This window comes from Streptomyces sp. TRM70350 (assembly GCF_019219825.1).
In the GTDB taxonomy this organism is placed as follows: Bacteria; Actinomycetota; Actinomycetes; order Streptomycetales; family Streptomycetaceae; genus Streptomyces.
On record NZ_JAHUXH010000006.1, the window covers coordinates 309,525 to 323,527 of the forward strand.

10 protein-coding genes are annotated in these 14,003 nt (G+C 73.0%); 7 read left to right on the forward strand and 3 right to left on the reverse strand.

Annotated elements, in window-relative coordinates; genetic code table 11:
• Nucleotides 1–43: 43 nt before the first annotated feature.
• The 4 genes from KWI83_RS12915 to KWI83_RS12930 all read left to right on the forward strand — a co-directional run bounded on the left by KWI83_RS12915 (nt 44) and on the right by KWI83_RS12930 (nt 7,456).
• Nucleotides 44–1,501, forward strand: a complete 1,458-nt coding sequence (locus KWI83_RS12915) for a PLP-dependent aminotransferase family protein (RefSeq protein ID WP_256362145.1) — start codon at nt 44–46, stop codon at nt 1,499–1,501.
• Between the two features lie 167 nt (nt 1,502–1,668).
• Nucleotides 1,669–3,243, forward strand: coding sequence for an alkaline phosphatase (locus KWI83_RS12920; protein ID WP_218514465.1), 1,575 nt, complete (start codon nt 1,669–1,671; stop codon nt 3,241–3,243).
• A 143-nt stretch (nt 3,244–3,386) separates the two neighbouring features.
• Nucleotides 3,387–4,799 (forward strand): SWIM zinc finger family protein, encoded by a 1,413-nt coding sequence (locus KWI83_RS12925; protein ID WP_218514466.1) that lies wholly within the window; start codon nt 3,387–3,389, stop codon nt 4,797–4,799.
• On the forward strand, nt 4,796–7,456 hold the full coding sequence (locus KWI83_RS12930) for a DUF6493 family protein (protein WP_218514467.1): 2,661 nt from the start codon (nt 4,796–4,798) through the stop codon (nt 7,454–7,456). Before KWI83_RS12925 ends, KWI83_RS12930 begins: the two co-directional genes overlap by 4 nt.
• Here the strand turns inward: KWI83_RS12930 and KWI83_RS12935 are convergent.
• On the reverse strand, nt 7,448–7,753 hold the full coding sequence (locus KWI83_RS12935; protein ID WP_256362198.1) for a transposase: 306 nt from the start codon (nt 7,751–7,753) through the stop codon (nt 7,448–7,450). The two genes, KWI83_RS12930 and KWI83_RS12935, sit on opposite strands and share 9 nt — an antisense overlap.
• A 145-nt stretch (nt 7,754–7,898) precedes the next feature.
• The gene (locus tag KWI83_RS12940) at nt 7,899–8,657 is read right to left on the reverse strand and encodes a transposase (RefSeq protein ID WP_218514469.1); all 759 of its coding nucleotides are present in this window, start codon (nt 8,655–8,657) and stop codon (nt 7,899–7,901) included.
• A 354-nt stretch (nt 8,658–9,011) separates the two neighbouring features.
• Here KWI83_RS12940 and KWI83_RS12945 point away from each other — a divergent pair, with 354 nt between their 5' ends.
• Nucleotides 9,012–10,445 (forward strand): GNAT family N-acetyltransferase, encoded by a 1,434-nt coding sequence (locus tag KWI83_RS12945; protein ID WP_218514470.1) that lies wholly within the window; start codon nt 9,012–9,014, stop codon nt 10,443–10,445.
• 64 nt (nt 10,446–10,509) lie between these two features.
• On the opposite strand, the gene KWI83_RS12950 is transcribed toward KWI83_RS12945, so the two are convergent.
• Nucleotides 10,510–11,718, reverse strand: a complete 1,209-nt coding sequence (locus KWI83_RS12950; RefSeq protein WP_218514471.1) for a PLP-dependent aspartate aminotransferase family protein — start codon at nt 11,716–11,718, stop codon at nt 10,510–10,512.
• A gap of 60 nt (nt 11,719–11,778) precedes the next feature.
• Here KWI83_RS12950 and KWI83_RS12955 point away from each other — a divergent pair, with 60 nt between their 5' ends.
• Together KWI83_RS12955 and KWI83_RS12960 are read left to right on the forward strand one after the other, a co-directional pair.
• Nucleotides 11,779–12,270, forward strand: coding sequence for an Lrp/AsnC family transcriptional regulator (locus tag KWI83_RS12955; RefSeq protein ID WP_218514472.1), 492 nt, complete (start codon nt 11,779–11,781; stop codon nt 12,268–12,270).
• A gap of 33 nt (nt 12,271–12,303) precedes the next feature.
• Nucleotides 12,304–13,995, forward strand: a complete 1,692-nt coding sequence (locus KWI83_RS12960; RefSeq protein ID WP_218514473.1) for a DUF885 domain-containing protein — start codon at nt 12,304–12,306, stop codon at nt 13,993–13,995.
• The last annotated feature ends 8 nt before the right edge of the window (nt 13,996–14,003 follow it).

The window sequence follows — 14,003 nt, forward strand, 5'->3', positions numbered from 1 at the left end:
CGGCTCCAGGGCCCCTCGGTCTGCGCCAGCTAATGTCCCCTCCATGAAGCCCTCGGAGCCCCCGCAGACCGACGGGGCGGAACACATGGGCTCCGCTGCCTGGGAGTTGCTGCTGCCCGCCGCCTCGGCGCCCGCACGCACGCGTGGCCGTTCGTTGCAGGCCGCGCTGCGGTCGGCGGTCCGCTCCGGTCGGCTCGCGCCGGGCACCCGGCTGCCGTCCAGCCGTGACCTCGCGGCCGACCTCGGGGTGTCGCGCGGGCTCGTCACGGAGGCGTACGAGCAGCTCACGGCGGAGGGCTATCTGCGCAGCGGCCGGGGTGCGGGGACCTGGGTGGGCGACGCCGTACGGGCCGCACACCCGCGCGCGCGTGACCTCGCTCCCCGCGCCACCGGTGCGCGCGCCGACTTCGTGCCGGGGACGCCGGACCTGTCACTGTTCCCGCGCGCCGCCTGGGCCGCCGCCCAGCGCCAGGTGCTGGCGGAGCTGCCGCACCACGACCTCGGCTATCCCGATCCACGCGGCCTGCCCAGGCTGCGCATCGCACTCGCCGAGCTGCTGGGCCGCCGCCGGGGTGTGGTCGCCGACCCGGAGCGGATCGTGGTCGTCTCGGGCGTGACCCAGGCGACGACGCTGCTCGTTGTCGTGCTGCACGCGCGCGGGATCCACACGATCGGCGTCGAGGATCCCGGCAGCCCCCAGCACGACGGCGTGTACGCCTCGGCCGGCGTCACCTCCGCGCCGCTGCCGCTGGACGACGAGGGGCTCGCCATGGCACCGCTGCGGTCGTCCGCGGTGCGGGCCGTGGTGACGACGCCGGCGCACCAGTACCCGACCGGGATCGCGTACTCGGCCCAGCGCCGCGCCGAACTGCTCGACTGGGCGCGGTCGGTGGACGGGCTCGTCCTGGAGGACGACTACGACGGCGACTTCCGCTACGACCGGGCGCCCGTGGGAGCGCTCCAGGGCCTCGACCCCGAACGCGTCGCCTATATGGGGTCCGTCAGCAAGTCCCTCGCCCCGGGACTGCGGCTCGGCTGGCTTCTGGTACCGGAGTGGCTGGCCGACGAGGTCATCGCCCGCAAGCGGGCCCTCGACCTCGGCCATCCCGCCCTCGACCAGGCGCTGTTCGCCCGGTTCCTGGAGCGCGGCGACTACGACAGGCAGCTGCGGCGCTGCCAGCGCGCGTACCGCGAACGGCGGGACGCCCTGGTGGCCGCGCTCGACGAGCACTTCCCCGGCGCCGAGGTGTCCGGGATCGCGGCGGGACTGCACGTCATCGCGACGCTGCCGGAGCGGTACGGGCCGCAGGAGCGGTTCCTCGCGCGCGTGGGGGCGGCTGGGATCGCCGTACGGACACTGTCGGAGTGCATGTACGCGCGTGCGGGCGCCTCGGGGGGCGGGGACGCGGCAGTGCGGCTTGTTCTCGGGTACGCGCATGTGTCGCCGGGGCGGATTGGGGAGGGGGTGCGGGTGATGGCGGAGGCGGTACGGGGCGCGTAGGGGAGGCGTCGGCTGCCCCCTGTGTCACAACCGCCCCCAGGTGTCACATGTCGCTCCCCGTGTCCCCGCGGCCCGTTGTTCACTCCTGGTTTGCGTGTGCGCTGCGACGTGCCAGTAGTTGTGGCATGGCAACTGGCCGGATTCCGTCCTGTCCTGGAGGCGCACCCATGTCACACCGACCCTTGCCCGGCCGCCGCAGCGTCCTGCGCGGCTCTCTCGCCGCGTCGGCGGCCCTGACTCTGCCCGTCGGTCCCGGCGCGGCGCCGGCCCTCGCCCTGTCGGGGCGTCCGAAGGCGGGCTGGGGCGTGCAGACGGGCGACGTGACCGCACACTCCGGACTGGTGTGGGTGCGCTCCGACCGCCCGGCCCGGATGATCGTCGAGACCTCCGCGACCGAGTCGTTCCGCAACCCGCGCAGATGGTATGGCCCGCTGCTCGGCAAGGACTCCGACTTCACCGGCAGGACCCTGCTGCGCGGCCTGCCGCCCGGCGAGCAGATCCACTACCGCGTGCTGCTGGCCGACCCCGACGACCCGCGCCGCGCCGGCGAGCCGGTGACCGGCACCTTCCGTACGGCGCCCGCCCGGCGCCGCGACGGCGTGCGGTTCGTCTGGTCCGGTGATCTGGCGGGCCAGGGCTGGGGCATCAACCCGGAACTCGGCGGCTACCGGATCTACGAGGCGATGGCCGCCCTGGACCCGGACTTCTTCATCTGCAGCGGCGACAACGTCTACGCCGACGGGCCGCTCACCGAGACCGTGGCGCTGCCCGACGGGCGGACCTGGCGGAACATCACCACCGAGGAGAAGGCGAAGGTCGCCGAGACGCTGGCGGAGTTCCGCGGCAACTTCCGCTACAACCTGCTGGACGAGAACCTGCGCGCGTTCAACGCCCAGGTGCCGTCCATCATCCAGTGGGACGACCACGAGGTCACCAACAACTGGTACCCGGGCGAGATCCTCACCGACAGCCGGTACACGGAGAAGAACGTCGACGTGCTCGCCGCGCGTGCCCGGCAGGCGTTCTCGGAGTACTTCCCCATATCGACGCTGCGCCGCCCCGACGGCCGGATCTACCGGGTGCAGCACTACGGCCCGCTGCTGGACGTCTTCGTCCTGGACATGCGCACCTACCGCAACGCCAACTCGACGGACGACCAGACCACCGACGCACAGGGCATTCTCGGCCGCGAGCAGTTGCAGTGGCTCAAGCGGGAGCTGTCCCGGTCGCGGGCGGTATGGAAGGTGATCGCCTCCGACATGCCGCTCGGCCTGGTCGTGCCGGACACCGGGGACGGCAAGCCGAACATCGAGGCGGTCGCGCAGGGCGACCCGGGCGCCCCGCTCGGCCGTGAGCTGCAGATCGCCGAACTGCTGCGGTTCATCAAGCACCGGCGGATCACGGGCACGGTGTGGGTGACGGCCGACGTGCACTACACCTCGGCGCAGCACTACCAGCCGTCGCGGGCGGCGTTCACGGACTTCGAGCCGTTCTGGGAGTTCGTGTCCGGCCCGCTCAACGCCGGTGCCTTTCCGGCGAACGCGCTCGACAACACGTTCGGTCCGGAGCGGGTGTTCGTGAAGGCGCCGACGACGGCCAACGTCTCCCCCGCGAACGGCTACCAGTTCTTCGGCGAGGTCGACATCGACGGCGACACCGCCGAGCTGACGGTCCGCCTGCGCGAGCAGGACGGCACGGTGCTGTTCACGAAGGTGCTGCAGCCGGGGCGGGTCGGGCAGTAGCTCCCGTACCCTCGGGAACGCGTGCCGCGCACCGGCGTCATCCCCTGGTGCGCGGCACGGTCGTATCCGCCTCAACTCTGCTGCTTCCGCGGTGCTTTCGCAGGTCGGAGCCGATTGTCAGTGGTCGCCTCTACGGTTTTCCCATGACGCGATCTTTGCAGGCCGTGGCCTATCGGCGACCCTCCGTGCTGGAGTCCGCGGCGGACGGACAGCGCCTGGGTCTGGAGACCTCACGAGGTGCGACGCCCTCGGGCGTGCGGGACCATCCGCAGTTCTTCGCGGGGTTTCTGACAGCGCCTCAAGTGGCTGCGGCAGGGCTGCTGGCGGTGGCGGACGTGGCGGCCGCGCGGTACTACCAGCGGCAGCTGCGCGCCTCGCTCGACCCGGTGGTGACGGGCAACGGCGACCGGCTTCGCTTCGAGTCGTTCTCCGGCTGCGGCGGGGTGTACGCGCGCCTCGACGTCCTGGAGGCAGGCCTCGACGGCGACACGGTGGGGCACGGGACGACGAACGTCGACGTCAACAACCCGCTGCGCGAGGCGCTGTCGAGAATCGGCTCCACCGACCCGCTCCACCTCCGGGTCGGCCCGGACCAGCTGGCGGTGACCACGCTGGGCGGCCCGGTCGTGGAGAAGAAGGTGCCGCTTCCCGACCGCTGGCTGCGGGGCTTCGCCGAGGCCCAGGTCATCGCCGCCGGCTTCGACCTGCGGGCGGAGCTGCCGGCCGCCGAGGCGGTGCGGTTCCTGCGGTCGCTGCCCCGGGGCGGCGGGCGTGGCGCGTCGGGCGGCGCCCGCTGGGTGGTGCCGACCGGCCGAGGGCTGCGGCCGAGCACCCGGGCCGTGCCCGGCGCGGTGTGCCTGCCCGGCCCGGAGCGGCTGGTCGCCCTCCAGCGGGTGCTGCGGCATGCGACGGCCCTGCGGGTGTACGGCCCAGCGGTCACCGGCGACGCCGCCGCCACGTCCGCCGCCTGGGAGGCCGTCCTGCCGGGCATGCGGCTCACCCTCACGCTGTCCCCCGACGCCGCACGCGGGTTCTCCGGCGAGGGCGGCGTCCTCGACGCGCTGGCCACCGACGAGGCCGCCGAGGACGCGGAGCTGATCTCGGTGCTGCTGGCGTGGGAGCCCCGCGTCGACGTCTCCGACCTCGCCGCCGCCTCCGGGCTGACCGCCCAGCGTGTCCGTGCGGCCCTGGTCCGCCTCGGCACCTCGGGGCGCGTCGGGTACGACGTGGCGGAGGCGGCCTACTTCCACCGCGAACTGCCCTACGACGCCGAGCGCGTGGAGCGGCACAACCCGCGACTGCGGTCGGCCCGCGCACTGGTGGCGGCGGGCGCGGTGGCCCTGGACGGGGCCGTCGCCACGGTGACGGCGGAGGACGGGCACGCGCACCGGGTGCGCGAGCAGGCGGGGGCGCTGAGCTGCAGCTGTCTGTGGTGGGCGAAGTACCGGGGCGGGCGCGGACCGTGCAAGCACGCGCTGGCAGTGCGCATGGTGCGGCGCGGGGTCGCCGTGGAGCGGGCCGGACAGCCGGAGCGGGTCGACGGGGGTGTGCGATGAGTGCGCTGATGGAGTTGGTGCGGGCGGGCCGTACGGCGGACGTGGTGGGCCTGCTGGACGGGATGACGGACGCCGAACGGCGGTCATGCGTGCCGGAGTTGAAGGCGCTGCGCAAGGAGTTGCGGGCAGCGCCCTGGGAGGCGGAGGCACGTCGCGCGTATCCCGCGCTGCACGCGGCCGGGGCGGCCTGCCAGACGGGCGCGGCGGGGGTGGCGAACTGGATCGCGGCCACCGACCTGCGCTGGTCCCCGACGTCGCCGGGCGTGCTGCTGCATGTCCTGGGCGACCGGGAAACCGACTGGCTGGCGGATGTGACGCACCGGCTCGCGCAGCGCCCGGTCACCGCCTTGGTGCCGTACGAGCTGATGGCCGGTCTGGTACGGCTCTGCGGCTGCCTGGTGCCGACGACCGACGCCTACGTCCGGGGCTGGATCGACCACCTGCGCGCCTCGTGGCAGCGCGGGGGCACGCTGCTCGACCGGTTGCGGCAGGACCCGCACCTGCGGGAGCTCGTCGCCGCCCTGTTCGAGACGGACGACATCGGCAGCCGGCTCCAGTGGCCGAACCACGACGGCCCGGACAGCTGGACCGGCGCGCTGGCACAGCTGACCGTCGAGGGCGCCCTCGACCGCGGGGCGACGGTCGACGCGTGCGTGGCGCGGCTGCTGCGGGGTGGTCCGACCGCCGACCAGCGGGTGTTCCTGCGGTTGTTGAAGTGCCTCGCGCTCACCCGGGACGAGGAGCGGGAGCGGACGGCCGACTGGCTGGCACTGGCCTCGGACGCGGCGTCGACGGTGGCCTCGTACGCCCAGACCGTCCTCGGTGGTCTGGCGCTGGGCGGCGAGATGGCGCCACGTCAACTGGCGGAGATGTCGGAGGCGGTCCTGTTCCGCACCGAGAAGAAGCTCGTGCGGGCCCAGCTCGTGCTGCTGGGCAAGGTGCTCGCGCGGGACGCGTCCGCGGCCGGAGAGCTGCTGCGGGCCGTCGCGCAGGCCTTCGGGCACGAGGACGCAGAGGTCCAGGAGCGGGCACTGAAGCTGGTCGAACGCCACGTCCAGAAGGTCGACTCGGCTCGGGCGCGGGCGGACCTGGCCATGGCCGCCGAGCAGTTGGTTCCCGGCCTGCGCGCCCGGGCGGTCGGGACACTGGGCGCGGCACCCGCGGATCCGGAGCCTACGAGCTACGAGGAGCTGCTGCCCCCGGCACCGCAGCCGACGCGTCTGGCCCCCGCCGCCGCGTCCGCCATGGAGCTGGCCGAGGAGGTGGGGGCGGCGCTGGCCGCCGAGCCGGGTGTGACCGGCTTCGAGCGGGCCCTGGACGGCCTGGTCCGCCACGCACACCAGGACCGCGACGCCCTGCTGGCAGCCCTGGAGCCGGTGATCACCCGGCGCTGGTGGGACAGCGCCGACGGGGCCCTGTCGGGCGACAGCTTCGGCAGCGCGTACGGCGCCGTGTCCGACGCCGCCGACGGCCTCGACCTTCTCCTCGCCACCCTGCGCGGCAGATTCCGCACGGCCACACTGCACGCGCACGTCCAGCGCGGGTCTGCCTCCCGCGACTGCGTGCACGGTGCCCTGTTCCGGGCGTTCGAGTGCCGCCTGTGGGAGGTGGCGTACCGGATGCGCACCGACCCACTGCCCTTCCTGCTGTCCACCCCGACCTGGAGCACGGGCCTGCTGGAACCGGCCGAGCTGGTCGAACGCCTCGACACCTACCGGCGCCTGGATGCCCAGGTCGCGGCCACCGACTTCGCGCAGGCCCTGCTGCGGGTGCGCCGCGCGGACCGGGAGGCGGCCGAATCGGCGGCCCGGCGGGCTGCGGCACTCGGCACGGAGGAAGGGACACGGCTCGCCGCCTGGCTGACCTCCGAGGCCCCCGCGCTCCCCACCGTCCGGCGGCGGACCTCGGGCCCGCGCGTCCTGGTCGAGCTCGGCGAGGTCCCCGACCTGCAGCAGGACTTCCCGGCGGAGCTGCGGCCACTGGGCAGGCCGATGAGCGTCTTCCAGAAAAAGCGGTGGTGCTACCACTGGGACGACGACATACGACAGCACTGGTCGGCCCTGCTGCCGGAGCGGCGCGAGCTGGTGGCGGCACGGTTGCTGCAGGATCTGTCCGACCTCGCCGTGGACGACTCCCGGGGTGCCGCCGCCGCACTGCCGCCGCTCGCCGAGTCCGGCGGCGAGGCGGGCGAGGCCGTCCATCTGGGCCTCGCCTACGGGCTGGGAGCGCGGCATGAGGAGGACCGGCTCGCCGCCGTGGACGCGCTGCTGGTGCTCGCCGCGCGCGGGCAGTTGGACGCGGCCCGGCTGGGCGCGGACCTCGGGCAGCTGGTCCGGTGCGGCGCGGTGAAGACGCAGCGGCTGGCCGAGTCGGCGCGGACGGCGGCGGCCACCGGCGCCAACGCCACCATCTGGAGCGTGCTGAGCCGGACGCTGCCCGCGCTGCTCGCCGATCTCACGACCGGCGGCGCGGCCCCGCCGACCCGGGGGCTCGGGGAGCTGCTCGCGGTGGCGGCCGAGTGCGCCGAGCGGACGGGGGCGCGCGGCGATCTGCCGCATCTGGCGCAGGCGGCGGCCCGGCGTGGCTCCTCACGTGTGGTGACGCAGGCGCGTCGGCTGCGCAGTGCGCTGGTCGAGGAGGTGGCTGCCTCATGCTGAAGTCAAGCCACACGACGCAGTTTTGGGCCGTGCCTCGTAGGGTTTGCGGTCGCGGAGCATGGCGTAGAGGACGTTGACGCGGCGGCGGGCCAGAGCAATCAGGGCCTGGTGATGCCGTTTGCCCTCGCTGCGCTTGCGGTCGCAGAAGGCCCGCGAGGTGGGGTCGCGCTGGATGGCGCAGAACGCGGACTGGTGGAAGACCCGCTTGAGGGCCTTGTCACCTCCCAGTGCGCTGCGCGAGGAGCGGATCTTGCCGGACTGGGCCGGCACGGGCGCCGGCCCGCAGGCGGCGGCCAGGCATCACCGCTGGCAAAGCGGCGATGCTCACCGGCCAGGGCGAGGAATTCTGCCGTCAGGATGGCCCCCATCCCCGGCAGGCTGCGGATGAGGGCCCCGTCAGGGTGGACGTCGACCAGCTCCTCGATCTCGGCCTCCAAGGTCTTCAGCCGGCCTTTGACGGTGAGCAGGTCGTCGGCGAGTTCCTTGATGAGCTGTGCGGTGCGGCGTTCGCCGGGCACCGCCGTGTGCTGAGCACGGGCCGCGGCGAGCGCGGCCTCGGCCAGGCCCCTGGCGGTGGGCTGACCGACACCGCGCCTTGCAGGCATGCGGTGATGCGTCCCGCTCCGGCCCGGCGGATCTCTTGTGGTGTGACGTAACGAGCCAGCAGCCGCAGGCTGGACCTGTTCGTCGGATCGGTGGCCTTCTCCAGGCCGGGGTGGATGGAAGCGAGCAGGTCACGCAGCCGGTTGATGCGGGCCGTGGTCTCCTTCACCAGCACGGTGCGGTGGGACACCAGCAGCCGCAGCTCGGCGGTGGCCTCATCCGGCAGGCGCACCTGGCGCAGGTCGGTGCGGAGCATGACCTGCTCGGCGATGACCTTGGCATCGCGGGGGTCGGACTTGTTTTCCCCGCCGCGCGTGCCGCGGCGGGCGCGGTTGACGGCCAGGCCGGGCACGTGGACCACACGGAAGCCGGCAGCGAGCAGCATCGCGGTCAGCAGGGCCGCCACCGAGCCCATCAGGTCCACTCCGACGGTGAGTTCGCCGTGCTCGGTCTGGACGGCCTTGAGGCCGGCGATCGCCTGGCCGATGGCATCAGGGTCGTTGTCGACCCGCCGGCTGGTGATCTGACGGCCGCGGTCGTCGGTGACCGCGAGCCAGTGGAAGTCCTTGGCGATGTCGAACCCCGCGTTGGCGGACAAGGTGACGCTCCCCTCGTCGAACAGCCTGTGGCGCAACTCCTTCCGCCCGTCCTCGCCCTACCCAGCGATGGTCCGCAGAGCCTGATCAGCGGTCCGGAAGAAGTGGCGGGACAGGGGGATCAGCCACCCGAGCCATGGACGGCAGCCGGCATGAAAGAAGGTAGGGCCGCATGACGTGGGCGGGGTTGGTACGGAGGGTGGGCTGATCACTCATGTCACCGCAGGTCACTGACCTGCCGCCACACAATCATAAAAAGAGCAACAATACGGACGGATCCACGCTTTACCGATCAGTCACAAAGCGTTCGTGATCACGCAACACCCTTCCTTCACAGTGGGTACATGAGTCGAGACATGTCTGATGTGACGCGCGCGAAACACGGCCGCCCCGTGCACCACTGGCGACGGGAGGTCGTGGAGCTCGCTGCCCTGTTCACCGCCGTCGCGGTGGCGGACGCCGTGGCGAACATGATCGGCCACGGTCCCGACGGCCCGGCGCTGCTGGTGATCTCCGCAATCGTGCTGCTCGCCACGGCGGCGTTCCACATCTGGTGGTCACGCCGCCATGGTCACGCACCGCCGACCAGTGATACCGGCGCCCGGCCGCCCTCCCCGGAGCGGCAGGCCGGGCAGCCCGCGCCGACCTCGGAGCACCCGGATCCGGAGTCCGGGGAGGGGGCGCTGTGGCGGATGCGGACGACGGTGAAGGACGAGCCCGGTTCGCTGGCCGCGCTGTGCACGGCGCTGGCCGGGCACCGGGTCGACATCCTGAGCCTGCAGACGCATCCGCTGGGTGACGGCACGGTGGACGAGTTCCTGCTCCGGGCTCCGGCCGGGCTCCCGGCGGCTGAGCTGACCCGGGCGGTGTGCCAGGCGGGCGGCACGGGCACGTGGATCGAGCGGGCCGACGCGCACGACCTGGTGGACGCGCCGACCCGGGTCCTGGGACTGGCCACGCGTACGGCGCTGGACGCCGCCGAACTGCCGCTCGCGCTACGGCAGTTGCTCGGCCGGTGCACGATCCGTTCGCTGCCCGCGGCTCCGGTGGGCGGCGGGGGTCGCGCTGCGGACGGCGTGCCGGTGGAGGGCGTCCTGGCGGACACCGTGATGCGGCTGCGAGCACCGGAAGACGGAGTCCTCACCGTGGAGCGGCCGTATCTGCCGTTCACGCCGACCGAGTTCGCGCGGGCGCGGGCCCTGGTGGAGCTGGACGCGCGGCTCGGGCCGCGCGTCCCGCGTGGCCAGGACGTGCTGACGCTGCCGCAGGGCAACGCCATCACCGTGCGCCGGGCCGACACCGATGACCTTCAGGCCGCGAAGGCGATGCACGACCGGTGCTCGGCGCGCACCCTGTCGATGCGCTACCACGGGCCGGTGAAGGACGCCGACCGCTACCTCAACCACCTGCTCAGCCCGCGCTTCGGCCGGACGCTCGCCGTGCAGACCGCGTCGGGGAGGATCGTCGGGCTGGGCCATCTGCTGTGGGACGGGGACGAGACGGAGGTCGCGCTGCTCGTCGAGGACGAGTGGCAGCGCCGGGGCATCGGCGCCGAACTGCTCGGCCGGCTGGTGGCGATGGCGGTCGAGGCGGGCTGCGAGAGCGTGTACGCCGTGACGCAGTCGTCCAACACCGGCATGGTCGCCGCGATGCGCGGACTGGGCCTGCCCCTCGACTACCAGATCGAGGAGGGCACCCTGGTGATCACGGCCCGGCTGGACGCGACGCCGGTTCGTTCGGGGCTGCCGTACGACGAGGAGCGGCTCGGCGAGCGGATCGTACGGGAGTGAGGTGACCGACGGGTCGGGGGCGGCACGGTGATGGAGGCCGGGCCGCCCGACGGCGTCCCGCGGGTCAGGCGCGCCGCGCCCCGGCCGTCGCCCGTGGCTGCACCGGCTCCCCCAGCGCACGGTCCAGATCGGCCCAGAGGTCCTCGACGTCCTCCAGCCCCACCGACAGCCTGAGCAGCCGGTCGCCGACCCCGGCGCCCCGGCGCTCGTCCGCGTCCACGATGCGGTGGCTGATGGACGCCGGGTGCTGGATGAGGGTGTCGACGCTGCCGAGGCTCACGGCGGGGGTGATCAGACGGACACCGGCGATGACCTCGTGCGGGTCGCCGTGCACCTCGAAGGCGATCATCGCGCCGCCGATGCTCGGGTAGTGGACGCGGGCCACGCGCGGGTCGGCGGCGAGACGGCGGACGAGTTCGGCGGCGTTCGCGGACGCCGCCCGCACCCGCACCGGCAGGGTCGAAAGACCGCGCAGCAGCAGATAGCCGGCCAGCGGATGCAGCACCCCTCCCGTGGCGAACCGCACCTGCCGCAACCGCCCCGCGAACTCCTCGTCGCAGGCGACGACTCCGGCCAGTACGTCACCGTGCCCGCCGAGGTACTTGGTGGCGCTGTGCAGCACCAGTCGCGCGCCCTGTTCGGCGGGGCGCTGGAGTACGGGGGTGGCGAAGGTGTTGTCCACGAGCAGCGGTACCGAGCCGCAGGCGTGCGCGGCGGCCCGTAGATCGAGTTCGGCGAGGGTCGGGTTCGCCGGGGACTCCACCAGGACGAGCCCGGTGTCGGGGCGCAGCGCGTCCGCGATACCGGCCGGGTCGGTCCAGGTCACCTCCGAGCCGAGCAGCCCGGCGGTGAGGAGGTGGTCGCTGCAGCCGTACAGCGGCCGTACCGCCACGACATGGCGCAGGCCCAGGGAGGCCCGTACGAGAAGGACCGCGCTCAACGCGGCCATGCCGCTGGCAAAGGCGACGGCGGACTCGGTGCCTTCGAGGCGGGCGAGGGCGGTCTCGAAACGGGCGACGGTCGGGTTGCCCAGCCGGGCGTAGACGGGCGGGCCGTCCGGTTCGGCGCCGGTGGTGGCGAAGGCGTCGATACGGGCGGCCTCGGCCCGGCTGTCGTACGAGGGGTAGGTGGTGGACAGATCGATGGGCGGGGTGTGCAGGCCCTGCCGGGCGAGATCGTCACGCCCGGCGTGCACGGCTTCGGTGGCCAGTGCTCTCGCTGCGATCGATGGGGGACGTACGTCGTCGTAGACGCCCCTGGTCACGGAGTCCATGCCCCGAAGAGTGAACACTGACCGGGTCACAGCGAGCCGAGACCGTGCTACGTTCGGCCAGTGGCCGAATCTGTCGTACTCGATCCGGTGGATCTCGATCTGCTGCGGCTGTTGCAGAACGACGCCCGGACGACCTACCGCGACCTCGCCGCGCAGGTGGGCGTGGCGCCGTCGACCTGCCTGGACCGGGTGACCCGGCTCCGTCGCGCGGGCGTGATCCTCGGGCATCAGCTGCGACTGGATCCGGCCAAGTTGGGACGCGGGTTGCAGGCCCTGTTGTCCGTGCAGGTCAGACCGCATCGGCGGGAGCTGGTGGGGCCGTTCGTGGAGCGGATCCGGGCGCTGCCGGAGTCCCTGACCGTCTTCCACCTCACCGGCCCCGACGACTACCTGGTGCATGTCGCGGTCGCGGACATGGCCGATCTGCAACGGCTGGTGCTGGACGAGTTCACGGCCCGGCGTGAAGTGGCCCGCGTGGAGACCCGGTTGATCTTCCAGCGGTGGGACTGCGGTCCCCTGCTGCCGCCTTCGCCCTCGGCTCAATCCGGGTGACGCACCGTGGCCCCTCGTATGAGGATGGTCCGCATGTCTGACACCAAGAGCCCGCTACCCCGAGAGGTCGCCGACGCCTACGTCGACGAGCTCATCGCCCTCGACCCGGTCACCGGTACCTATCTCGGCGTGCAGGAGAGTTCGAGCCGCCTGCCCGACATCTCGCCCGCGGGCCAGGAGGCGCGCGCCGAGTTGGCGCGGGCGACCCTGGCGAAGCTCGACGAGGCCGAGCGCGTGCCCGGCGCGGACAGTGACATCGAGCGCCGGTGCGCGCGCCTGCTGCGCGAGCGGCTCACCGCCGAACTGGCCGTGCACGACGCCGAGGAGGGGCTTCGCTCGGTCGGCAATCTGGGCACGATCGTGCATCCGGTACGCGAGGTGTTCACCGTGACGCCCGCGGAGACCGAGGAGGACTGGGCCGCGATCGCTCAGCGGCTGCGGGCGGTGCCGACCACGCTGGCGGGCTACCGTGACTCCCTCGCGCGGGGTCTGGAGCGCAAGCTGTACGCGGGCCCGCGCCCGACGGCGACGTTCATCCACCAGCTCGGTGAGTGGGCGGACACCGACGGCAACGGACGCGGCTGGTTCGAGGACTTCGCCTCGGCCGGTCCCGAGGCGCTGCGCGCGGAGCTGGACGAGGCCGCCCGCGGCGCGACCACGGCCGTGGTGGAGCTGCGGGACTGGATGCGCGATGTGTACGCGCCGACGGTCGAGGACGCGCCGAACACGGTGGGCCGGGAGCGGTACGCCCGCTGGTCGCGCTACTTCAACGGCACCGACCTCGACCTGGACGAGGCGTACGCGTACGGCTGGGCGGAGTTCCACCGCATCCTCGGCGAGATGAGGCGGGAGGCCGAGAAGATCCTGCCGGGCGCCGAGACGCCGTGGGTGGCGCTCGCCCACCTCGACGAGCACGGCAAGCACATCGAGGGCGTCGACGAGGTCAGGCAGTGGCTGCAGGGCCTGATGGACCAGGCGATCGAGGCGCTGGACGGCACCCACTTCGACCTCGCCGCGCGGGTCCGGAAGGTGGAGTCCCGCATCGCCCCGCCCGGCAGCGCCGCCGCCCCCTACTACACGCCCCCGTCGGAGGACTTCTCCCGCCCGGGCCGCACCTGGCTGCCGACGATGGGCCAGACCCGCTTCCCCGTCTACGACCTGGTGTCGACCTGGTACCACGAGGGCGTCCCCGGCCATCACCTCCAGCTCGCGCAGTGGACGCACGTGGCCGCCGACCTCTCCCGCTACCAGGCCACCATCGGCGGCGTCAGCGCCAACGCCGAGGGCTGGGCGCTGTACGCGGAGCGTCTGATGGACGAGCTGGGCTTCCTCACCGACCCGGAGCATCGGCTCGGCTACCTCGACGCGCAGATGATGCGGGCCGCCCGGGTCATCGTCGACATCGGTATGCACCTGGAGCTGGAGATCCCGGCGGACTCGCCCTTCCACCCGGGTGAGCGCTGGACCCCCGAGCTGGCGCAGGAGTTCTTCGGCGCGCACAGCAGCCGCCCGGCGGACTTCGTGGAGAGCGAGCTGACCCGCTACCTCACGATTCCCGGCCAGGCGATCGGCTACAAGCTGGGCGAACGCGCCTGGCTGCTGGGCCGGGAGAACGCCCGCGAGCGGCACGGCGACGCCTTCGACCTCAAGGCCTGGCACATGGCCGCCCTCTCCCAGGGCTCCCTGGGCCTGGACGACCTGGTGGACGAGCTGTCCCGGCTCTGACGATCACG

What these genes read in the sequence shown, in the direction of transcription:
- KWI83_RS12930 (WP_218514467.1), top strand. Translation starts at nt 4,796, where the DNA reads ATGAGTGCGCTGATGGAGTTGGTGCGGGCGGGCCGTACGGCGGACGTG.
- KWI83_RS12950 (WP_218514471.1), bottom strand. Translation starts at nt 11,718, where the DNA reads ATGGACTCCGTGACCAGGGGCGTCTACGACGACGTACGTCCCCCATCG.
- KWI83_RS12915 (WP_256362145.1), top strand. Translation starts at nt 44, where the DNA reads ATGAAGCCCTCGGAGCCCCCGCAGACCGACGGGGCGGAACACATGGGC.
- KWI83_RS12945 (WP_218514470.1), top strand. Translation starts at nt 9,012, where the DNA reads ATGTCTGATGTGACGCGCGCGAAACACGGCCGCCCCGTGCACCACTGG.
- KWI83_RS12920 (WP_218514465.1), top strand. Translation starts at nt 1,669, where the DNA reads ATGTCACACCGACCCTTGCCCGGCCGCCGCAGCGTCCTGCGCGGCTCT.
- KWI83_RS12960 (WP_218514473.1), top strand. Translation starts at nt 12,304, where the DNA reads ATGTCTGACACCAAGAGCCCGCTACCCCGAGAGGTCGCCGACGCCTAC.
- KWI83_RS12925 (WP_218514466.1), top strand. Translation starts at nt 3,387, where the DNA reads ATGACGCGATCTTTGCAGGCCGTGGCCTATCGGCGACCCTCCGTGCTG.